Annotated in this window: 19 protein-coding genes and 1 pseudogene; 15 read left to right on the forward strand and 5 right to left on the reverse strand. The window is 64.3% G+C overall.

Translation table 11 applies throughout. From position 1 onward, the window contains the following. The first annotated feature begins 29 nt into the window (after window positions 1–29). Complete coding sequence (locus HDG33_RS31030) at window positions 30–293, forward strand: hypothetical protein (RefSeq protein WP_018425089.1); 264 nt, start codon at window positions 30–32, stop codon at window positions 291–293. Window positions 294–305: 12 nt separating this feature from the next. Here the strand turns inward: HDG33_RS31030 and ampC are convergent, their stop codons facing one another. Continuing rightward, window positions 306–1,487: a class C beta-lactamase gene (ampC, locus tag HDG33_RS31035; protein ID WP_184038337.1), complete on the reverse strand. Its 1,182-nt coding sequence runs from the start codon at window positions 1,485–1,487 to the stop codon at window positions 306–308. Between the two features lie 279 nt (window positions 1,488–1,766). Here ampC and fdhA point away from each other — a divergent pair, with 279 nt between their 5' ends. Then, complete coding sequence (gene fdhA / locus HDG33_RS31040; RefSeq protein WP_184038340.1) at window positions 1,767–2,966, forward strand: formaldehyde dehydrogenase, glutathione-independent; 1,200 nt, start codon at window positions 1,767–1,769, stop codon at window positions 2,964–2,966. A 61-nt stretch (window positions 2,967–3,027) separates the two neighbouring features. Here fdhA and HDG33_RS31045 read toward each other — a convergent pair whose 3' ends face one another. Then, complete coding sequence (locus HDG33_RS31045; protein WP_184038343.1) at window positions 3,028–4,023, reverse strand: GlxA family transcriptional regulator; 996 nt, start codon at window positions 4,021–4,023, stop codon at window positions 3,028–3,030. A 418-nt stretch (window positions 4,024–4,441) separates the two neighbouring features. Between HDG33_RS31045 and HDG33_RS31050 the strand changes: the two genes are divergently transcribed. The 10 genes from HDG33_RS31050 (at window position 4,442) to HDG33_RS31095 (ending at window position 16,887) form a co-directional block, all read left to right on the forward strand. Further along, on the forward strand, window positions 4,442–5,716 hold the full coding sequence (locus HDG33_RS31050; RefSeq protein WP_184038346.1) for a serine hydroxymethyltransferase: 1,275 nt from the start codon (window positions 4,442–4,444) through the stop codon (window positions 5,714–5,716). Between the two features lie 18 nt (window positions 5,717–5,734). Beyond that, the gene (locus HDG33_RS31055) at window positions 5,735–6,706 is read left to right on the forward strand and encodes a dipeptidase (RefSeq protein ID WP_184038348.1); all 972 of its coding nucleotides are present in this window, start codon (window positions 5,735–5,737) and stop codon (window positions 6,704–6,706) included. Window positions 6,707–6,751: 45 nt separating this feature from the next. Continuing rightward, the gene (locus HDG33_RS31060; protein ID WP_184038351.1) at window positions 6,752–7,291 is read left to right on the forward strand and encodes a DUF5943 domain-containing protein; all 540 of its coding nucleotides are present in this window, start codon (window positions 6,752–6,754) and stop codon (window positions 7,289–7,291) included. 25 nt (window positions 7,292–7,316) lie between these two features. Continuing rightward, window positions 7,317–9,380, forward strand: a complete 2,064-nt coding sequence (locus HDG33_RS31065) for an NADH:flavin oxidoreductase (protein WP_184038353.1) — start codon at window positions 7,317–7,319, stop codon at window positions 9,378–9,380. Window positions 9,381–9,382: 2 nt separating this feature from the next. Next, entirely contained in the window at window positions 9,383–11,308 is a 1,926-nt protein-coding gene (locus HDG33_RS31070; RefSeq protein ID WP_184038356.1) for a (Fe-S)-binding protein, read from the forward strand. Window positions 11,309–11,315: 7 nt separating this feature from the next. Then, a complete protein-coding gene (locus HDG33_RS31075) occupies window positions 11,316–12,500 on the forward strand; it encodes an electron transfer flavoprotein subunit alpha/FixB family protein (RefSeq protein WP_184038391.1) in 1,185 nt (394 codons plus the stop codon). After that, complete coding sequence (locus HDG33_RS31080; RefSeq protein ID WP_184038359.1) at window positions 12,497–13,261, forward strand: electron transfer flavoprotein subunit beta/FixA family protein; 765 nt, start codon at window positions 12,497–12,499, stop codon at window positions 13,259–13,261. Before HDG33_RS31075 ends, HDG33_RS31080 begins: the two co-directional genes overlap by 4 nt. Window positions 13,262–13,334: 73 nt before the next feature. Continuing rightward, window positions 13,335–14,621: an SRPBCC family protein gene (locus tag HDG33_RS31085; protein ID WP_184038361.1), complete on the forward strand. Its 1,287-nt coding sequence runs from the start codon at window positions 13,335–13,337 to the stop codon at window positions 14,619–14,621. Window positions 14,622–14,655: 34 nt separating this feature from the next. Continuing rightward, window positions 14,656–15,846 carry a hybrid-cluster NAD(P)-dependent oxidoreductase gene (locus HDG33_RS31090; protein ID WP_184038364.1) on the forward strand — a complete coding sequence of 397 codons (1,191 nt, stop codon included), beginning with the start codon at window positions 14,656–14,658 and terminating at the stop codon, window positions 15,844–15,846. A gap of 183 nt (window positions 15,847–16,029) precedes the next feature. After that, complete coding sequence (locus HDG33_RS31095; RefSeq protein ID WP_184038367.1) at window positions 16,030–16,887, forward strand: glycine betaine ABC transporter substrate-binding protein; 858 nt, start codon at window positions 16,030–16,032, stop codon at window positions 16,885–16,887. Between the two features lie 58 nt (window positions 16,888–16,945). Here the strand turns inward: HDG33_RS31095 and purU are convergent, their stop codons facing one another. Together purU and HDG33_RS31105 are read right to left on the reverse strand one after the other, a co-directional pair. Continuing rightward, the gene (gene purU / locus HDG33_RS31100) at window positions 16,946–17,821 is read right to left on the reverse strand and encodes a formyltetrahydrofolate deformylase (protein WP_184038370.1); all 876 of its coding nucleotides are present in this window, start codon (window positions 17,819–17,821) and stop codon (window positions 16,946–16,948) included. Window positions 17,822–17,957: 136 nt separating this feature from the next. Continuing rightward, window positions 17,958–18,872, reverse strand: coding sequence for a LysR family transcriptional regulator (locus HDG33_RS31105; RefSeq protein WP_184038373.1), 915 nt, complete (start codon window positions 18,870–18,872; stop codon window positions 17,958–17,960). A 109-nt stretch (window positions 18,873–18,981) separates the two neighbouring features. Between HDG33_RS31105 and HDG33_RS31110 the strand changes: the two genes are divergently transcribed. Beyond that, entirely contained in the window at window positions 18,982–19,623 is a 642-nt protein-coding gene (locus HDG33_RS31110; protein ID WP_184038376.1) for a glutathione S-transferase family protein, read from the forward strand. Window positions 19,624–19,666: 43 nt separating this feature from the next. After that, window positions 19,667–20,623: pseudogene (locus tag HDG33_RS31115) on the forward strand (pyridoxamine 5'-phosphate oxidase family protein); the annotation flags it as partial. A 70-nt stretch (window positions 20,624–20,693) separates the two neighbouring features. Here the strand turns inward: HDG33_RS31115 and HDG33_RS31120 are convergent. Further along, on the reverse strand, window positions 20,694–21,098 hold the full coding sequence (locus tag HDG33_RS31120; RefSeq protein WP_184038382.1) for a helix-turn-helix domain-containing protein: 405 nt from the start codon (window positions 21,096–21,098) through the stop codon (window positions 20,694–20,696). A 693-nt stretch (window positions 21,099–21,791) separates the two neighbouring features. Here HDG33_RS31120 and HDG33_RS31125 point away from each other — a divergent pair. Further along, window positions 21,792–22,214, forward strand: a complete 423-nt coding sequence (locus tag HDG33_RS31125) for a hypothetical protein (protein ID WP_184038385.1) — start codon at window positions 21,792–21,794, stop codon at window positions 22,212–22,214. The last annotated feature ends 153 nt before the right edge of the window (window positions 22,215–22,367 follow it).

A 22,367-nucleotide genomic window follows, 5' to 3' on the forward strand; every position in this document is an offset into this window, starting at 1 on the left:
GACGCGCGGTTCGCTTTGCTGATTTCGCCATGACGTCGGCACGCGCGGCCACCTCGCTTCTCACGGCACGCGCGTGCGATGAGCGCGATGCCGGTGCCGCGCTCGCGCTGCTCGATCAAAGTATCGCGCTGCGTCATCGGCGCATTGCGCTGATCCGCTATCTGCTCGCGCGGGAGCTCGGTGCGCCGCTCGAAGCGCGGCATCATGCGTACGTCGAGAAAATCGCGGCCCGTCTGAGCGCGGATGCGCTCGCGCGGATCGCCGGCGCAGCGCGTGCGCGGCTGCGCCCGTAAGTCCACGCCGTATCAGGGCTTGCCGCCATCCAGCGCCGTGAGGATCTGATGCGCGGCGCTCACGCGCGCTTCGTTCGGGAAATTGCGATTGGCGAGCATTACGATACCGATGCGTTTTTGCGGCACGAACGCAACATACGCACCGAACCCGTTGGTCGATCCGGTCTTGTTGATCCAGACGTTCTGCTGCGGCGGCAGCGGCGGTTTGATTGCGGTCGACGGCGTGCCGTTGAGGACCATCTCCGGCGAATTGCCGGCCAGCAAGGTCGGCAACGCGACCGGATACGGGTACTGCTCCCACATCAGATCCTGGGTCAGCACCCCGGCCTGGAAGTAGCCGGTATGCGTGTCCGTGATCGCGCGCTGCCACTGACTGTCGAGCGGAATCAGGTTCATGTTGGCCTGCACGTAACGCAGCATATCCGCGGCGGTCGACTTCACCCCGTAGGCTTCGGCGGAAATCACGCCGCCCGTCAGGCGGACCGGCGCGCCGTCTTTCGCATAGCCCTGCGCATAGTCCGGCATTTTCGCCGCTGGAACGTCGATGTAGCTGTTCTTCATGCCGAGCGCAGGAAACACGCGTTGCTGCATCAGCACGGTGAAATCCTGTCCCATGGTCTTCGCGGTGATCAGGCCGAGCGTGCCGATGCCGGGATTCGAGTAGGTGCGGAACGTGCCGGGCGCATGAGCGGGCTGCCAGTCGTGGAAGTACCGCAGCAATTGCGCGTCGTTATGGATGTCATCCGGCACCTGGAGCGGAAGGCCGCCAGGTGTGTGCGTGCCGAGGTTCAGCAGGCTGACCTTGCCGAACGGGCGGCCGCGCAGCGTCGGCAGATAGAGTTCCGTGCCGTCCGACAACGACAGCTTGCCGTCGAGCTGCGCATACGACGCGAGCGTCGCCGTGAAGGTCTTGCTGACCGAGCCGAGTTCGAACAGCGTATCGCGTGTGACCGGCTTGCCGGTTTGCGTCGATGCGACGCCATAGTTGTAGACGTAGGGCTTGCCGTCGTCGATCACGCCGACCGCCATGCCGGCGATATGGTACTTCGCCATCAGCGGCCTGATCGCGGCATCGATGGTCGGTTGGAGTTGCGCGGCGGTGGGCTCGGCCGCGTGGCCGACGGGTGAGATCGCGCAGAGCGTGAACAGCGCGAACGTGGCGGTTGTTATCAGTTTGAGCGCTCGGGTCTTCATGGCAAACGGGTCCTCGGTCGGGGGAGTGTGAATCGGTGGATCGGCGATTCGGCTGAGGCAGCACTATCGGGCTTTTGCGAACCGCTGGCAAACGAGGATATGTTGCGCGCGGGTAAAGAAAAAGTTGTAGACCGCAACTCGAGCGATGCCGGCGTTGTCGGTTGTAGCCAAACGCGTGTCGGGTTCGGCACAGGTGTCGCTCCGGGCGGCCACTACGCTGGTGAAACGGCGCGCCACGCAGCGTGCGGGCGTGCCGCTCACGAACATGGAGACGAGACAATGAGCAGCAATCGCGGCGTCGTGTATCTGGGGCAGGGCAAGGTCGAAGTGCAGTCGATCGACTATCCGAAGATGGTCGATCCACGCGGCCGTTCGATCGGCCACGGCGTGATCCTGAAAGTGGTGAGCACGAATATCTGCGGCTCCGATCAACACATGGTGCGTGGCCGCACGACCGCCGAGGTCGGCCTCGTCCTTGGGCACGAAATTACCGGCGAAGTGATCGAGGTAGGGCGCGACGTCGAGACACTGAGCGTCGGCGATCTGGTGTCGGTGCCGTTCAACGTCGCCTGCGGACGCTGCCCGACCTGCAAGGCGCAGCATACCGGCGTGTGCTTGAACGTGAATCCGTCGCGCGCGGGCGGCGCGTATGGCTATGTCGACATGGGCGGATGGATAGGCGGCCAGGCCGAGTACGTACTGGTGCCGTACGCTGACTTCAATCTGCTGAAATTCCCGGACCGGGCGCAGGCGATGTCGAAGATCCGCGATCTGACCTGCCTGTCCGACATTCTGCCGACCGGCTATCACGGCGCGGTGATGGCCGGCGTGAAGCCTGGCGCGACCGTCTATATCGCGGGCGCGGGACCGGTCGGCATGGCGGCGGCCGCGTCCGCGCGCCTGCTGGGCGCGGCCTGCACGATCGTCGGCGACATGAACGAGGCGCGCCTCGAGCATGCCCGCAAGATGGGCTTCCAGACCATCAATCTGTCGAAGGACGCGACGCTCGGCGAACAGATCGAGCAGATTCTCGGCAAGCCCGAAGTGGATTGCGCGGTGGACTGCGTCGGCTTCGAAGCGCACGGTCATGGCAGCAGCGGCTCACACGAGGAAGCCCCGGCCACGGTGCTCAACTCGCTGATGGAAATCACCCGCGCGGCCGGCGCGATCGGCATTCCGGGACTCTACGTGACCGACGATCCGGGCTCCGCCGATGCCGCCGCGCGCCGTGGCAGCCTCAGTTTGCGTTTCGGCCTGGGCTGGGCCAAGTCGCATTCGTTCCACACCGGGCAGACGCCGGTCATGAAGTACAACCGCGATCTGATGCAGGCGATATTGTGGGATCGTTTGCCGATCGCCGATATCGTCAACGTGACGGTGGTATCGCTCGACGATGCGCCCGAGGGCTACCGGCAATTCGACGGCGGCGCGCCGAAGAAATTTGTGATCGACCCGCATGGGCTATTGAAGGCGGCTTGAGTTTGGTTGGCCGCTAAAGCGCTGCGTGGCCTGCCGGGCACGCGGCGCTTCTGTTCATTGATCAAGCCGCCATCACTGGCGCAGCGGATAGCGAAGGCACCTGCTTGCGACGCTCGCGCGTCGGCGCGGTGCCGAACGCATCGCGATAGCTCTTCGAGAAGTGGCAGGCCGACTGGAAGCCGCACGCCATCGTGATGTGCATGATCGACATGTCGGTCTGCAACAGTAGTTCGCGCGCGCGCCGCAGGCGCAGCGTCAGGTAGTAGTGCGTCGGCGTCATGCCCAGATGCTCGCGGAACAGCCGTTGCAACTGCCGTTGCGACATGCCGGCGAGCCGCGCCAGTTCTTCCCGCGACAGCGGCTCCTCGATGTTGTTCTCCATCAGCGAGATCACTTCGAACAGCGACTTGTTGGCCGAGCCGAGCCGCGCGACGAGCGGCATCTTCTGCTGCGCGCTGGTGTCGCGCACGTGTTCGACGATGAACTGCTCGGCGATCTGCGTGACGCGCGCGGTACCGACGCGCGGCGCGATCAGGTTCAGCATCATGTCGAGCGGCGCGACCCCGCCGGTGCAGGTCACGCGATCTCGATCGATCACGAACAGCTCTTTCAGAAAGCGCGTATCGGGAAACTCTTCCTTCAGCGCCGACATGTTTTCCCAATGGATCGCGCACGCATAACCGGCCAGCAGGCCGGCGCGCGCGAGCGCATAGGTGCCCGTGCAAAGACTGCCCAGCACGCAGCCCATGCGCGCGAAACGGCGCAGCGCGGACAGATGCTCGGCGCTGGTGGAGCGCTGCACGTCGATGCCGCCAACCACGAACACGATGTCGGGTTGCCCGACGCATTCGACCGGCCCCGTATCGACGGATAACCCGTTGCTCGCCATGACCGGCCCGCCGGCAGGACTCACGATCGACCAGCGGTAAAGCGTCTGGCCCGTCAGATAGTTCGCCATGCGTAGCACTTCGATCGCGTTCGAGAAGGCGATCATCGTGAAGTTGGGGACCGGCATGAATGCGAAATGCGACAACGATGCCGTGCGATCGGTGGACATGGGAACGGTGATTCCTGATGTAAATGTCGCGTCGCCGTGGGGAGGGCGACTATCTCAATTCTGAGTATCAGGGCAACTACCGTGCCATCAGGCTAAACCCCTGGATGCTGCGCACAAAGCCTGGAATAGCTAAGCAATCGACTGATGAAAGCATCCGCGCGGCACCGGAACAGCGCGGCGACGCCCTTGCAGCGCACCCGATCGGCGCAGGAATACTGCGTTGTAGTGCAGCGCTGAGCGCGAGGATCGCGCCGACTTGTCGAAAAAGGTCGCGCATGGCGGAAAAGGCAAAGAACGCGTCTGAATTCGTAAATAGACGCGCCGGGTGACCGTCAAGAATAGACCCAGGGCAAAGCGGTAGCGCGATCCCGCCGGCAACCCGCAGCGGCCTCCCCGTCAACGTTCTCACGGACCTTCCATGTCGAACCCGAATCCCTTCTTCGAAGACTCGCTAGCGCCGCGCGATCCGGCGGTGCGCGGCGCCATTCTGAAAGAGCTCGAGCGTCAGCAGTCGCAAGTCGAGCTGATCGCGTCGGAAAACATCGTGTCGCGCGCGGTGCTCGACGCGCAGGGCTCGGTGCTGACCAACAAGTACGCGGAAGGGTATCCGGGCAAGCGTTACTACGGCGGTTGCGAATACGTCGACGCGATCGAGACGCTGGCGCTCGATCGTATCAAGCAGCTGTTCGACGCGAAGTTTGCCAACGTGCAGCCCCATTCCGGCGCGCAGGCCAACGGCGCGGTGATGCTCGCGCTCGCGAAGCCCGACGACACGGTGCTCGGCATGTCGCTCGACGCGGGCGGGCATCTGACGCACGGCGCGAAACCCGCGATGTCGGGCAAGTGGTTCAACGCGGTGCAGTACGGCGTGCGGCGCGACACGATGCTGATCGACTACGAGCAGATCGAGGAACTGGCGCAACAGCACAAGCCGACGCTGCTGATCGCCGGCTTCTCCGCCTATCCGCGCGCGCTCGACTTCTCGCGGCTGCGCGCGATCGCCGATGGCGCCGGTGCGAAGCTGATGGTGGACATGGCGCATATCGCCGGCGTGATCGCGGCCGGCCGCCATGACAATCCGGTCCCGCATGCGCACGTGGTCACGTCGACCACCCACAAGACCTTGCGGGGTCCGCGCGGCGGATTCGTGCTGACCAACGACGAGGAGATCGCAAAGAAGATCAACTCTGCCGTGTTCCCCGGCTTGCAGGGCGGCCCGCTGATGCACGTGATCGCCGGCAAGGCGGTCGCATTCGGCGAGGCGCTGCAGCCGGGCTTCAAAACCTATATCGACAGCGTGCTCGCGAACGCGCGGGCATTGGGCGAGGTGCTCACGTCGGGTGGCGTCGATCTGGTGACGGGCGGCACCGACAACCATCTGCTGCTGGTCGATCTGCGGCCGAAGGGGCTCAAGGGCAATCAGGTCGAACAGGCGCTGGAGCGCGCGGGCATCACCTGCAACAAGAACGGCATCCCGTTCGATACGGAGAAGCCGACCATCACCTCCGGCATCCGCCTCGGCACACCGGCGGCGACGACACGCGGCTTCGGCGTCAGCGAGTTTCGCGAGGTCGGGCGTCTAATCGTCGAGGTGCTCGATGCGCTTCGCGTGTCGCCCGAAGGCGATGCCGCAACCGAACAACGCGTGCGCCGCGAGATTTTCGCGCTGTGCGAGCGCTTTCCCATTTACTGAGTACGCGTGGAGAAAACGATGAGTCAACTGCACGAGAACAGCATCATCATCGACGGGCTGAACATTTCGAAGTTCGAGCGCTCGGTGTTCGAGGACATGCGCAAGGGCGGCGTGACCGCGGTGAACTGCACGGTGTCGGTCTGGGAGAGTTTTCAGAAGACCGTCGACAACATCGCCGAAATGAAGCAGCAAATCCGCCAATACAGCGAGATCCTCACGCTGGTGCGCACCACCGACGACATCTTCCGCGCCAAGCAAGAGAACAGGACCGGCATCATCTTCGGCTTCCAGAACGCGCATGCGTTCGAGGACAACCTCGGCTATATCGAAGCGTTCAAGGATCTCGGCGTCAACGTGGTGCAGCTTTGCTACAACACGCAGAACCTGGTCGGCACCGGCTGCTACGAACGCGACGGCGGTCTGTCCGGCTACGGGCGCGAAGTGATTCAGGAGATGAACCGCGTCGGCATCATGGTCGATCTGTCGCATGTGGGCGGCAAGACGTCGTCGGAGGCGATCGCGGCGTCGAAGAAGCCGGTCTGCTATTCGCATTGCTGCCCGTCCGGGCTCAAGGAGCATCCGCGCAACAAGACCGACGAGCAGCTGAAGGAGATCGCGGACGCGGGCGGCTTCGTCGGCGTGACGATGTTCGCGCCGTTCCTGAAGCGCGGACCGGATGCGACCGTCGAGGACTATATCGAGGCGATCGAGTACGTGGTGAACCTGATCGGCGAGGACCAGGTGGGGATCGGCACGGATTTCACGCAGGGCTACAGCACCGAGTTTTTCGACTGGATCACGCACGACAAGGGCCGTTATCGCCAGTTGACGAACTTCGGCAAGGTCGTGAATCCCGAAGGCATTCGCACGATCGGCGAGTTTCCGAACCTGACCGCCGCGATGGAACGCGCCGGCTGGAGCGAGACGCGCATCCGCAAGATCATGGGCGAAAACTGGGTGCGGGTGTTCGGCGAAGTCTGGAAGGTGTGAGCCTTAGCCCTTGTTTTCATAGCGGATACGAAACGGAGTCTCCACATGCAACCCCAACTGCCTATCGACGTCGATCCTGACACCGGCGTCTGGACCACGGACGCGCTGCCGATGCTATACGTGCCGCGCCACTTCTTCACCAACAACCACGTCGCCGTCGAGGAAGCGCTCGGCCGCGACACGTACGCCGGGATTCTCTACAAGGCCGGTCACAAGTCCGCCTATTTCTGGTGCGAGAAGGAAGCGAAGCAACATGGTCTTGCCGGCATGGCGGTATTCGAGCACTACCTGAACCGTCTGTCGCAGCGCGGCTGGGGCATCTTCAGGATCATCGAAGCCGATCCGGCCAGCTCGCAAGCGAGGATCGAATTGCGGCACTCGTCGTTCGTGCTCGCGCAACCGGGCAAGACCGGCAAGCTTTGCTACATGTTCGCCGGCTGGTTCGCGGGCGCGATGGACTGGGTCAACGATACCGCGCCCGACGGCGCGCGCAAGGGCCCGCCGTCGCAGTCGAAAGAAGCACGCTGCGCGGCGGAGGGACACGAGCACTGCGTGTTCGAAGTCTCGCCGCTCGCGTCAATCTAATCCGGGCATTCCGAGGTCGATCGCGATGCGTTACCCGAACCTTTTCAAGCCGCTCACGTTGAACAAGCTGACGCTGCGCAATCGCATCGTCAGTACCGCGCACGCGGAGGTCTATGCGGAGCCGGGTGGCCTGCCCGGCGACCGTTATATCCGCTACTACGAGGAAAAGGCGAAGGGCGGAGTCGGACTCGCCGTGTGCGGCGGTTCGAGCCCGGTGTCGATCGACAGCCCGCAAGGCTGGTGGAAGTCGGTGAATCTCGCCACCGACCGGATCGTCGATCCGCTCGCGCGGCTCGCCGAAGCGATGCACGCACATGGCGCGAAAATCATGATTCAGGCCACTCACATGGGACGCCGCTCGGCGTTTCACGGCGAGCACTGGCCGCATCTGATGTCGCCGTCGGGCGTGCGCGAGCCGGTGCATCGCGGCAACGCGAAGATCATCGAGGTCGAAGAGATCCGCCGCATCATCGGCGACTTCGCGGCGGCCGCGAAGCGCGTGAAGGATGCGGGCATGGACGGCATCGAGATCTCGGCGGCGCACCAGCATCTGATCGATCAGTTCTGGAGCCCGCGCACCAACTTCCGTACCGACGAATGGGGCGGCTCGCTCGAAAACCGCCTGCGTTTCGGCGTCGAAGTGTTGCAGGCGGTGCGCGCGGCGGTGGGCGCCGACTTCTGCGTCGGCCTGCGCATGTGCGGCGACGAATTCCATGAAGACGGGCTCGATCACGAGCAACTGAAAGAGATTGCTCAGGCGATGAGCGAGACCGGCCTGATCGACTATCTCGGCGTGATCGGTTCCGGCGCGGACACGCACAATACGCTCGCCAACTGCATGCCGCCGATGGCGCTGCCGCCCGAGCCGTTCGTGCATCTCGCGGCCGGCATCAAGCAGGTCGTCAAGGTGCCGGTGATGCACGCGCAAAGCATTCGCGACGCGGGCCAGGCCGAGCGCTTGCTCGCGAGCGGCATGGTCGATCTGGTCGGCATGACGCGCGCACAGATCGCCGATCCGCATATGGTCATCAAGATCCGCGATGGCCGCGAGGACGAAATCAGGCAGTGCGTCGGCGCGAACTACTGCATCGACCGTCAGTACAACGGGCTCGACGTGCTGTGCGTGCAGAACGCGGCGACCTCGCGCGAAGCGACGATGCCGCACGTGATCGCAAGGTCGCGCGGGCCGAAGCGCAAGGTCGTCGTGGTCGGCGCGGGGCCGGCGGGTCTCGAAGCGGCGCGCGTCGCGAAGTCGCGCGGTCACGACGTGGTGCTGTTCGAAAAGAATGATCACGTGGGCGGCCAGATCATGCTGGCGGCGAAAGCGCCGCAGCGCGAGCAGATGGCCGGCATCGTGCGCTGGTTCGACATGGAGACGAAGCGCCTCGGCGTGGACCGCCGCCTCGGCGTCGCCGCCGACGAGCGGACCATCATGGCCGAGAAGCCCGACATCGTCGTGCTCGCCACCGGCGGTTCGGCGTTCACGTCTCAGGTTGCGGCGTGGGGCGTCGACGCGGGGCTCGCGGTCAGTTCGTGGGACGTGCTGGCCGGCAAGGTCGAGCCGGGCAGAAACGTGCTCGTGTACGACGGCGTCAGCACGCATGCGGGGGCGGGTGTGGCCGATTTCATCGCGAGCCGCGGCGCCAACGTGGAGATCGTCACGCCCGACGTGAAGGTCGCCGACGACGTCGGCGGCACCACGTTCCCGATCTTCTATCGCCGTCTGTACGCGCAAGGCGTGATCCATACGGCCAATTACTGGCTCGACAGGGTGTACGAGGAGGACGGCAAGAAGATCGCCGTGATCCGCAACGAGTACACCGAGGAGCAGGAGGAGCGCGCGGTCGATCAGGTGGTGATCGAAAACGGCAGTACGCCGAACGACCGGCTTTACTGGAAGCTGAAGCCTGAATCGGTCAATCGCGGCCAGGTCGACGTGCACAAGCTGTTCGCGTCCGAACCGCAACCGTGTCTCGACGAGCAGCTCGGCGACGGCCGCTTCCTGCTGTTCCGGGTCGGCGACTGCATCTCTATGCACAACATTCACGGCGCGATCTACGACGCGCTGCGCCTTTGCAAGGATTTCTGACGATGAGCCCCGTGTTTGTCATCACTGTCCTGCTGTGGGTGTCGGTGGCCGGTCTCGCGGTCGCGCTGGCGCGCCGCGCCGCCTACTGGCGCGAGGGCCGTGCGACCGTCGCGGGCGCCTATGGCTGGGCCAATCTGCTCGCGATCCCGAAGCGTTACTTCGTCGACCTGCATCACGTGGTCGCGCGCGATCCGTATATCGCCCGCACGCACGTTGCCACGGCGGGCGGAGCGATCCTCGCGATGGCGCTCGTGTTCGTCAACTACGGTCTCGCGATCTACTCGCCGTGGCTGGACAAACTGATCTTTCTCGCCGCGCTGGCGATGCTGATCGGCACGGTGTTCGTGTGGCGCCGCCGGCATGGCGCGAAGACGGTGCCGGCGCGACTCTCGCGCGGGCCGTGGGATCAGTTGCCGTTGCTACTGGGCGCGTTCGCGCTCGGTCTCGCGCTGTTCATCGCGCTTCCGGCGACGATGATGTCCGGCGCGCTCGCGGTGATCGTCGCGCTGTTGATCGCGGCGGGCGCGTTCACGATGACGTTCGGCGCGGCGCGTGGCGGCCCGATGAAACATGCGTTGGCCGGACTGCTGCATCTCGCGTTTCATCCGCGTCAGGAGCGCTTTGCCGATTCCACCGCAGCGCGTCACGCTGGCGATGCCGTGCCGCCCACCGCGCTTAAAACCCCGCTGCTCGACGCGAAGGAATACGGCGTCGGCAAGCCGGTCGAATTCCGCTGGAATCAGTTGCTCAGCTTCGACGCCTGCGTGCAATGCGGCAAATGCGAAGCGGCGTGCCCCGCGTTCGCGGCCGGTCAGCCGCTCAATCCGAAGAAGCTGATTCAGGATCTGGTAACCGGCATGGTCGGCGGCACCGACGCGCAGTACGCGGGCAGCCCAACGCCCGGCATTCCGGTCGGCAAGCACGCGGGCGCGCCCGCCAAGCCGCTGATCTCGACGCTGATCGAAGCGGACACGCTGTGGTCCTGCACGACCTGCCGCGCCTGCGTGCAGGAGTGCCCGATGCTGATCGAGCACGTGGACGCGATCGTGGACATGCGCCGCAATCAGACGCTCGTCGAAGGCAGCGTGCCGGGCAAGGGGCCGGCGACGCTCGCGAATCTGCGCGAAACCGGCAGCCTCAACGGCTACGACATCGGCGCGCGCTACGATTGGGCCGTCGATCTGCAGGTGCAGGTCGCGCAGCCGGGCCGTCACGTGGACGTGCTGCTGATCGCCGGCGAAGGCGCGTTCGACATGCGCTATCAGCGCACGCTGCGCGCGCTCGTCAAGGTGCTGAACCGCGCGGGCGTCGATTACGCGGTGCTGGGCGGTGTCGAGACCGATACCGGCGACACCGCGCGGCGGCTCGGCGACGAAGCGACGTTCCAGCAACTGGCCCGTACGCTGATCGGGACGCTCGCGCAGTACTCGTTCGCGCGCATCGTTACCGCCGATCCGCACGTGCTGCATAGCCTGCGCAACGAGTATCGCGCGCTCGGCGGGTTCTATCAGGTCCAGCATCACACGGCGCTGATCGACGAACTGATCGCGAGCGGCAAGCTGTCGCCGCGCGCGGCCGCCGTCGTCGCGGAGCGCAACATCACGTATCACGACCCGTGCTATCTGGGCCGCTACAACGGCGAGACGGAAGCGCCGCGCCGGGTGCTGAAGAGCATCGGCATCAAGGTGGTCGAGATGGAGCGTCACGGCCTGCGCGGACGCTGCTGCGGCGGTGGCGGCGGCGCACCCCTGACCGATATTCCCGGCAAACGGCGGATTCCCGACATCCGTATCGACGACGCGCGCGCGAGCGGCGCAGAGATCGTCGCGGTCGGCTGCCCGAATTGCACCGCGATGCTCGAAGGGGTGGTGGGGCCGCGACCGGAAGTGCTGGACGTCGCCGAACTGGTCGCCGCGGCGCTGGAGTAACGCGATGATGAATACGCTCAAACGAATCGATCCGCGCCGGCCGTTCACGGTGACGGCACAGGGACTCAGGCGCATCACGCTCGGCGTCGTTGGCATCGCGGACGCCGACAGTGCCACACGGTCCGATGCGCGTCATGCCGGGCATCGCGAACAGCCGAAGCCGCGCCGCACGACGGCCGCGCCGCGCCATGTGCTGCTGGTCGCGGCGCACGCGGACCGCGGCGCGCTCGATGAACATGCGCGCCAGACGCTCGCGGCCGCCGCGCTGATCGCGGACACGCACAGCGAAGTCGTGCTGCTGGTGTTCGGCGAATTCACCGGCGATGCCGCCGCGCTCGGCGCCGACAAGCTGATCGAATTGCCGATGTTCGATCGCCGCACGTACGCGCCGGAGGATGAACTGAATGCGCTGGCGGCCTGCGTCGCGGCCTATGCGCCAGCCCATGTCTTGCTGCCCGACAACGCGACCGGCGACGGCGACCTCGGCCGCCGCTATGCGGCGGCGGCCGATGCAAGCGTCGCGACGCACGTCGTCGAGATCGCTGCCGGGCACGTGTGCACCTATATTCGCGCGAATTCGGCGCTCGCCAGCCGCGCGCTGCCCGAGGTCGTGCTGCTCGAGCCGAATGCGGTCGATCCGAAGCTGCCGTTCGTCGGCGCGGGCGAGCGGGTCGCGTGGCGCTTCGACCGCGAAGCGGACCGCACGGTCGCACAACGAGCGATACACGATCTCGGCATCGACGAAATCGACGCGGCGCAGGTCGCGCTGGAGGAGGCGGATTTCATCGTGTCGGCGGGCAACGGCGTCAGCGACGTGCCCGCGTTCGAGCGACTCGCGACGACCCTCGGCGCGGCGATCGGTGCCAGCCGGGTTGCCGTCGACGACGGCAAGTTCACGCGCGACAAGCAGATCGGAGCGACCGGCAAGACCGTCGAGGCGAGCGTGTATATCGCGTTCGGCATCTCGGGGGCGGTGCAGCATCTGCAGGGCATCAAGGATTGCCGCCATGTGATCGCGGTGAATCTCGACGCGAGCGCGCCGATCGCGAAGCGCGCGAATCTGACCGTGATCGCCGACGCGCAGGAAACCATCGCGGCGCTCAACGAGGCGGCGGCCGCGGCGCGCGGTGCCCGCGCCACCTCGGCCGCGCTGCTGCGGCCGGGCAAGCTTGCCGAAGGAGTGCTCGCATGAAGATCGCCGTGCTGGTTTCGGTCGGACGTCACCCGGTCAGCGGCGTCGCGCGCTACAGCCGCAACGATGCGGCGGCGTTGACGCTGGCGCTGTCGCTCGTCAGAACGCATGGCGCGACGCTCGACGTGCTGCACGCGGGCGATCCGTCGAACGCCGCGTTGAACGAGTATCTCGCGCTCGGCGCGCGTTCGGTCGAAGTGCTCGAGATGCCGTCCGACGCCGATCCTGCGCCGCAACTCGCCGGGCGTTTGCGTGGCTACGAGCTGGTGCTGACCGGCACGCGCGCCGAAGGCGGTTTCGATAGCGGCATGCTGCCGTATCGCGTCGCGCATGCGCTGGCGGTGCCGCTCGTCGGCGCCGCCGTCGATGTGGCGCTGCGCGACGGTCGAGCGCAGGTCCGGCAGTTCATGCCGAAGGGCCTGCGACGGCGCGTCGAAGTGCGGCTGCCGGCATTGGTTGCCGTGCATCCGCTCGCGAACGTCGCGACGTCGTACGCGTATGCACGAATGCGCGAAGGCACGATCGAGCGCGCCGTCGCGCGGCACGGCACCACTCCCGAACAGTCCGTATGGACGATCGGCCCCGCCACAGCGAAACCGGTGCGCCTCGCCGCCGCCGAAAAGCGCTCAGGCCACGCGCGCATGCTGTCGGCGACGACGACCGAGAGCCGCGGCGGCAGCGTCGTAATTGAAGGGAGTTCCGTCGAAAAAGCACAAGTGATACTCGCGTATTTGCGCGAGCATCAACTGGTGGATTACTGAATTCCGGCTCGGGCCAGCATGCGACCAGGAGGGCCTGGCGCGGCGCCAGACGTGACACGCAACGGAGCACACAATGAAAGTTTCCGCAGACGTTCGCGCAATGATCGAACGCCGCAAGCAGAACTACACGCTGGAAGCGCCGTTCTATACCAGCGAGCCCATCTTCGCGCTCGACATCGACGCGATTTTCCGCCAGCACTGGATTCAGGTCGCGGTCGAACCCGACGTGCCCGAGCCGGGCGACTATGTGACGGTCGAGATCGGCGACGATTCGATCCTGATCGTGCGCGACGACGACATGCGGGTGCGCGCGTTTCATAACGTATGCCGCCACCGCGGCGCGCGTCTGTGCAATACCGGCAAGGGCTCGCTCGGCAATATCGTCTGTCCGTATCACAGCTGGACGTATAGCCTCAATGGCGACCTGATGTTCGCCGAGCACATGGGCGAGCAGTTCGAGCGCTGCAAACATAGTCTGAAAGCTGTGCATGTCGAAAATCTCGCCGGACTGATTTTCATCTGCCTCGCCGAGCAGCCGCCCGCCGATTTCGCCGTGATGCGCGCCGCGATGGAACCGTATCTGTTGCCGCACGATCTGGCCGGCTGCAAGATCGCCGCGTCGATCGACATCATCGAGGAGGGCAACTGGAAGCTGACGATGGAAAACAATCGCGAGTGCTATCACTGCGTCGCGAACCATCCGGAGCTGACCATCTCGCTGTACGAATACGGTTTCGGTTATCAGCGCACGCCGGCGAACGAGGAGGGCATGGCCGCGTTCGAGACGACGGTCGCGCGCCGCACCGCGCAGTGGGAGGCGATGCAGTTGCCGTCGGCGGAAATCGAGCGGCTTGCCGACCTGGTCACCGGGTTTCGTACGCAACGTCTGCCGCTCGATCGCGACGGCGAATCGCAGACGCTCGACGCGAAGGTCGCCTCGAAGAAACTGCTCGGCGGTTTCAGGCATGCGGATCTCGGCGGCCTGTCGTTCTGGACCCAGCCGAATTCGTGGCATCACTTCATGAGCGACCACATCGTCAGTTTCTCGGTGCTTCCGCTGTCGGCCGGCAAGACGCTGGTGCGCACCAAATGGCTCGTGCACAAGGACGCGCGCGAAGGCATCGATTACGACCTCGACAATCTGACCGCCGTGTGGCGCGCGACCAACGACCAGGATCGCGCGCTCGTCGAATATTCGCAGCGCGGCGCGACGAGCAGCGCGTATGAACCGGGTCCTTATTCGCCGTTCACCGAAGGACTCGTCGAAAAGTTCTGCGAGTGGTATATCGGCCGTCTCGCGGATTACGACGCGAACCCACGGGCGGTGCACGACGAGAAAGTCGTGTCGTTCGTGCGCTGAGCGCAAGACCGCAATGAGGAGCGGTGGGACAACCATGATGCGCGATCAGGCCATGTTTCAACCGGACATCGAGCAGACTTCACAGAATCCAGTTGACGCGCCGAGCCGCGTCACGCAGCCGCGCTTCTGGGATGCGCTGCCGGCGCGCTGGAACAGCGACGCCGACGACACGCTGGAGTGCTGCCAGGTCCGCAGCGAAACGCACGACGTGAAGAGTTTCTTCTTCCGCGCGCCATCCGGTCGGGCGTTCGTGTTCGAGCCGGGGCAATTCATCACGCTGGAGTTGGAGATTGACGGCGAGCGCGTCAATCGCTGCTATACGATCTCGTCTGCGCCCACACGGCCGCATACGATTTCGATCACCGTCAAGCGCGTGCCGGGCGGCCCGGTGTCCAACTGGCTGCACGACCATCTGCATGCGGGAATGCAGGTACGCGTGCTGGGCCCAGCCGGCGAATTCACCTGCGCGCGGCATCCGGCGCGCAAGTTGCTGTTTTTGTCGGCGGGCTCGGGCATCACGCCGCTGATGTCGATGAGCCGCGCGCATCATGAACTCGGCGAGGACAGCGATATCGTCTTCGTACACAGCGCGCGTACGCCGGACGACATCATCTTCGCGCGCGAGCTCGATCTGATCGCCGCCAATCAGGCGCATTTCCGCACCGCGTTCGTCTGCGAACGCGTGGGCACGCGCACCAATTGGCCCGGCATCACCGGCTTTCTGACGCTGCCGCTGCTGAAACTGATTGCGCCGGATTTTCTGGAGCGCGAGATTTTCACGTGCGGCCCCGCGCCGTATATGCAGGCGGTGCGCAATCTGCTCGATGAAGGCAGCTTCGATCGCCAGCACTATCACGAGGAAAGCTTCTCGTTCGAGACCGTCAGCGAAGTGGCCGCGCAATTGGCCGAAGCGCATGTCGCACACACGCTGAGCGATGCGTGCGCGCCGGCCGAAACCGCCACGCGTTTCAAGGTGAGCTTTACGCGCAGTCATCGCGAGATCGAGTGCGGCGGCGGCCAGCATGTGCTCGATGCGGCGAAGCAGGCGGGCGTGCGGCTGCCGGCGTCGTGCACGCAAGGCATGTGCGGCACCTGCAAGGTGAAGCTCGTGTCCGGCGAAGTGGCGATGAAGCACGCGGGCGGTATCCGTCAGCGCGAGATCGATCAGGGCATGGTGCTGCTGTGCTGTAGCAAGCCGCTGACCGATCTCGTCGTCGACAAGTAATACGACTGATAACACCACAACAACACGGAAAACACTGGGCGGAATTGCGTGGAAGTCGCATGCGGACAACTGCATGTCGCAAAACAACGCTACCCGGCAATTCTGGTTGGCGATTCTGAATACGCGATGTGCGGTTCGATGGCAAACGCGTCAATGGGCAAATGGATCAACGGGAGAACGTCGATGAGACTGATCGGAAAGATAGTGGTGGCAAGCGCGTTGGGGGTGATGCTGGCGGCGGTCAGTGCGGGCGTGTCGGCCGATTCGAAGCCGACCATCAAGATCGGTTACGTGGAGGGCTGGGACGATAGCGTGGCGACCTCGAACGTGGCCGCCGAGGTGATCGAAAAACGCCTCGGTTATCAGGTGCAACTGGTGCCGGTGGCGGCCGGCGTGATGTGGCAGGGCGTGGCGCGCGGCGATCTCGACGCGACGCTGTCCGCGTGGCTGCCGGTCACGCACGGCGCCTACTGGAACAACTTCAAGGACAAGGTGGTCGACCTCGGGCCGAACTTCAACGACGCGAAGATCGGTCTGATCGTGCCCGACAACGCGGACGTGAAGAGCGTCGGCGATCTGCAGGCGAAGAAGGCGGAGTTCGGCGCGCGCATCGTAGGCATCGACGCCGGCGCGGGTGTGATGCAGAAAACCAGCGAGGCGATCAAGGCCTATGGGCTCGACTATCAGCTGATGCCGAGTTCCGGAAGCGCGATGACCGCCGAACTGGCGCGCTCGGAGGCGGCCAGCAAGCCGATCATCGTGACCGGATGGAAGCCGCACTGGATGTTCGCCAAGTACAAGCTGAAATTCCTCGACGATCCGAAGAAGGTATTCGGTGAAGCCGAGCACGTGGATAGCGTGGTGAATCCCGAGCTCGAGAAAAAAGCGCCGACAGTGGTCGCGTTCCTGAAGAAGTTCCAATGGAAGCCGGGCGAGATCGACACGGTGATGCTGGCCACGCAGAATGGCGAAAAGCCGGCTGCAGCGGCCGACGCGTGGGTCAGCGCGCATGCGGACCGGGTGGATAGCTGGGTGAAGTAACTCGGCCAGGCGTCGGCGCAGCACAGAAAAACGCCGCTTTTCAGCGGCGTTTTTCTGTTTACCGCAGCACGACGGTGCGCTCGCCGTTGATGAACACACGCCGCTCGACGAACGCCTTGACCGCGCGCGCGAGCGTAATGCATTCGACGTCGCGTCCGGTCGTCAGCAGCCGTTCGGGGCTGTACGAGTGATCGACCGGTTCGACTCCCTGCTCGATGATCGGACCTTCGTCGAGATCGTCGGTGACGAAATGCGCGGTGGCGCCGATTACCTTGACGCCGCGCGTATGGGCCTGATGATACGGTCTCGCTCCCTTGAAACCGGGTAGGAACGAATGGTGGATATTGATCGCGCGCCCGGCGAGCGCCCGGCTCGTTTCGGCGGACAGGATCTGCATGTAGCGCGCGAGAATCAGCAGTTCCGCGCCGGACGTATCGAACAGCTCGAGCAGGCCGGCTTCCTGTTGTGGCTTCGTGTCGGCTGTAATCGGCAGATGATGGAACGGCAGGCCGTGCGCTCGCGCGAGCGGTTCGAGATCGCGATGATTGGAGCCGATGCCGACGATGTCCATCTTCAGTTCGCCCATACGCCAGCGAAACAGCAGGTCGGCGAGACAGTGTTCGAGCCTGGAAACCATGATCAGGACTTTCGGCTGGCTCGACAGATCGTGGATCGCCCACGTCATCCGGAAGCGTTCGGCGATCGGCGCGAATTCCTGTTTCAGCGTGGCGATCTGCAGGGCATCGTCGCGATCGACGTGGTGAAACACGCAGCGCACGAAAAAGCGCTCGCTCAGTTCGTCGTCGAATACGGTGAGTTCGTCGACATAGCAACGATGCCGTTCGAGAAAGCCAGCGACGGCGGCAACCTGGCCCGCCGCGCTCGGACACGCGACGGTGAGAACCCCTTGAGCAGGACGGGAAATGGCGGACATAAGCTCTCCACATTGACGATCAGGCGAGGCCGCGGGGTGCGGCGCGCATCGTCGCAGTAGAGCAAATCGGGCGATAACGCGGATAGAAGCTAACCGCCGTTGCGCTGGAATGGGAGCGCCAGGAGGATCTGCCGTGCTAATCCCCAGGCTCCGCCGCGAGCCTTCGCTTCAGCGTATCGATCAACGCGCGCACCTTCGCCGGCGGGTGACTCGTCGGCGGGAACACGGCCTGAATGCTCGCCGGTGCGCTCGCCCATTCGGGCAGCAGCCGGATCAGCCGTCCCGCCGCGACGTCGTCCGCGATCGAAAAATCCGTCAACAGACCGATGCCGCCGCCCGCGAGCGTCGCCGCGCGGCAGGCATCGGCCGTGTTGACGCGCAACGCGGACGCGCAGCGCACGCTCGCGATCTTGCCATCGACGTGCCGCAAATCGAGCGTCAACGGATGCGGCAGCACCGACAACGCGCAATAGGGCAGCGTCTCCAGCGCGGCCGGCGTGCCCGGCGCGCCCCACGTCCGCAGGAACTCCGGACTCGCGACGAGCCATTTGACGAAGCTGCCGAGCTTCACCGCGCGATAGTTGGAATCCGCGAGGCGACCAAGCCGGATCGCTACATCTATGCCATCGGCAATCAGATCGACGTAGCGGTCGCTGCTCAGCAGCTCGACGTCGAGCTGCGCATGCGTGCGGCGCAATTCGACCAGCGCGGGCGCGACGACGAGCGTGCCGTAGTCGTTCGGCGCACTGACGCGCAGCGTGCCGCGCACCGGCGAGGTTTCCCCGCCGAGCGCGTTCAGCGCGTCCTCGGCGGCGCGCAGAATCTTCACGCTCGCCTCATAGAACGTGCGGCCCGCCTCGGTGACGCCGAGCCGCCGGGTGGTGCGCACCAGCAGGCTCGCGCCGACTTCCGCCTCGAGCCTCTGCATGTGCGTGCTGACCATCGTCTTCGCGAGCCCGAGCCGCGTCGCGGCGGCGCTCAGCGAGCCCGCGTCGATGACCGCGACGAAGATCGCGAGGCGGTTCAGGTTCACGTTGCGCACATCGGCCATGATCGATTGTCCATTCTCGCTTGACTGTGTTTCCCGGATTATCGGGCTTCCGCGCGACAGTGCCTACGCCTTATGCTGGGCGTGTCATTCAACGTATCCGGAGCCATCCATGCCCGCTGCCAGACCCGCCGAGCCTATCAAGCTGTATACGACGCTGCTTTCAGGCCACGGTCATCGCGTGAAGCTGTTTCTGACGCTGCTCGATCTGCCGTTCGAGGTCATCGAGCTGAACATGAAGGCGGGCGACAACCGCAAGCCCGAGTACCTCGTGCTGAACCCATTCGGTCAGGTGCCGACGATTCAGGACGGCGAGCTCACGCTGTTCGATTCGAACGCGATTCTGGTCTATCTGGCGAAGCGCTATGGCGACGCATCGTGGCTGCCGGACGATCCGCGCGGCGCCGCGGCGGTGCAGCGCTGGCTGTCGCTCGCGGCTGGCCAGATCGCCTACGGGCCGTGCGCGGCGCGGCTCGTGACCGTGTTCGGCGCGCCGCTCGACCACCAACGTGCGAAGCAGATCGCCGTCAAGCTGTTCGACGTGATCGACGAGGAGCTTGCCGATAAGCCGTTCGTGGCTGGTGCGCACGCCACGATCGCCGACATTGCCGCGCACACGTATATCGCTCACGCGCCCGAGGGCGGCGTGTCGTTGCAGCCGTATCCGAACATTCGCGCGTGGCTGCAGCGCGTGGAGGCACTGCCGCGTTTCATCGCGATGCCTTCGACGAAGGCGGGCTTGCTGGCGGCGTGATACGCGTTGACAGCCGCGTCAGATCTTGCAAAGGAGTCCGATCATGTCCGAGTTCGTCCCGTTGAATAGCTGGGGAGGCGACGCGTCGCCGTTTCATGCCGGCGAGCAGGATGCGCAGCAGCGCGCGGGTGTGCGGGAGGTGGCCGAGTCGATGGGACGTCGGGGCATTCGCCGATTCATGCCTGAGCAGCATCGCGAGTTCTTTGCCGCGCAGCCGTTCGTCGTGATTGGCGGCGTCGATGCGAGCGCTCAGCCGTGGGCGACGCTGCGTGCGGGTGCGCCGGGTTTCGTCTCGTCACCGGATGCGCGGACATTGCGCATCGAAGGTGGCACATTGGCTGGCGATCCGCTCGCCGCGGGTTGGCGCGAAGGCGCGCAGCTTGGTGCGCTGGGCATCGAGCCGCGTACGCGGCGGCGCAATCGGGCAAATGGCGTCGTCCGGTCCGTGGCAGGCGACACGTTGCAGGTCGAAGTCACGCAGAGCTTCGGCAATTGCCCGAAGTATATCCAGAGCCGCGCGCCGTCTTTCATCGAGCGGGACGCGGCCGCGACGCGCGCGCAGCCCGAGATCGCCACGCTTCTGAGCAGTGCCGACCGCGAGTTGCTCGCGAGCGCGGACACGTTCTTTATCGCCAGCGCGAATCTGAGCGAGGAAGCGGGGCCGGGAAAGGGGATCGACGTTTCCCATCGCGGCGGTGCGCCGGGCTTCGTGCGCGTGGACGACGCAACTACGCTGACCACGCCCGACTACAGCGGCAACCGCTTTTTCAACACGATCGGCAACCTCGTGCACGATCCGCGCGCGGGTCTGCTGTTTATCGACTTCACAACCGGCGATCTGCTTTATCTGGCGGTGCGAGCAGAGATCATCTGGGACGGCGACGAACTCGCGGCATTTGTGGGCGCGCAGCGACTCGTGCGGTTTCATGTGAGCGAAGTGCGGCGCAGTCGCGGCGCGTTGCCGTTCCAATGGTCGGAGGTCGAACTGGCGCCGCAGTTTCTGCCAAAGGTGCGAGAAAGCGCCTGAGCCGATGCGCACGCGCGTGCTTTAGCTGGGTACCGCCGCCGTTTTACTGCACATTCCGGCCGAGCCGATAAGACACGCCGAGTCTGGTGGCCAGTTGCCATACATAGACTCGCGAGTACGAAATGCCGAACTGACGGCTTATCAGCTCGCGCATGCGCGCATTGCTCCAGCCGTCGGCGTCGAAGCCATAGTCCCGCGGCGAGGCCCTCAGCGCCTGGGCCAACCAGTCCAGATCCGCCACCGCGAGTGCGGAATGGCGGCCGCCGACGCTCATGTTTCTCAGCGCCTCGAGCCCACCTTGCTCCAATAGCTTGCGATATCGCTCGACGGTGGTCTTGGCCATGCCCATCTGTCTCGCGACCTCGGCCGCACCGACGCCGTCGAGCAGTTTCTGGCCCGCCGTGAGACGCCGTGCGACGGTCGGCAAATCGTCGTTTGGTCGATGCATCGGAGAACTCCGCCGTTGGGTCGCTGACCGGACTGCAATCGGTTACTGGGGTAGACAGTGAGGAGGGCGCGCCACCTACAGATAATCGAAAAATCGCCCGCTGTGTCCAAAAGAATAAAAAAACAATCGCGTCTTTCCTCTGATAGAAAATCACGCAATCCGCCCGTCAGGCGGTTACGCGATGTTTTCTTTCTAAAATCTCAAATATCTCTCTTGTGATTGAATTTAACGTTTGCTAACCTGATTGATGTGATTTTAAACAGTCGGCTCGCTCTGGCAGCCCGGATAGCGCCAGGCCGCATACGGCTTGACGTCGGGCGCTTTTAAGTGCGGGCGGCAGGTCGGAAGACTGAACCGTTTGAGTGCGCGGATTCCTGTTTTGCGAATGTAATTGGAATGCATTTTTCGATGCAGGGTGGCGATTCGCCGGAAAGCTGTGAAAAAGGTGCTGAAGATTGAAAATCCTTCGCGGCGTTTTTCCAGCGGATTATATGTAAACGGGACATTCGCGCAGAGTGGCGTTGTGAAGCCCGAATCCAGTAACCACCCGCTTAATTTTAGCTGTGTCGTTCAATACCGGAAATATTTTATGCCGGGCAGTTTCCGACTCGATACGCATAACCGCGATAAAAGCTGACAGCGCTTTCATCGGTTGCCATTGGGCGCTTGCAAGCAGGCGGTAAGGAGAACGTCATGAACATGGATAGGACCCGCGATATTGCCGCGATGCTACTGCGTGCCGCGAAACGCAAAAGACTCGTGACTTATCAGGAACTGCACGCGCTTTTCGGTCGCGACGAACCGTTGCAAAGCCGCTATCGCGCATTGGAGGACGCGGCGCGTTCACTGAGCGATTGCGCGTCGCTCGACTATGGCTGCCTGATGAGCCTCGACAACGGCCTGCCGGGCGATGACTTCTTTAATCGCTTCAGGCACGGCAGGCCGCGTGAGTACGAAAAGGTGATGGGCTTCGGATCGGCGGGACGCTCGATGACGAAGAAGCGACTGATTGCGGATGCCGAGCGTCTGCGCGTGTTCGAACATGCATCTCAGATCGCGGCAAGTGGCAGGGTGGCGAACACGTTGCGCCCGTACGCCACGTCGAAATGCACGTAGCCCATTCACAGTCGCTCAACGACGACACGCTCGCCGGTTGAGAGAAATGCGAAACGTCTCTAGAGCGTGTTAGGCACTTTCTGTCAGACCTGGTAACCTGGCGGGATGATAGAACGCAAGCCATACCCGACAGATGTTTCGGACGAGGAATGG

Source organism: Paraburkholderia sp. Cpub6 (assembly GCF_014201065.1).
Taxonomy (GTDB): domain Bacteria; phylum Pseudomonadota; class Gammaproteobacteria; order Burkholderiales; family Burkholderiaceae; genus Paraburkholderia; species Paraburkholderia tuberum.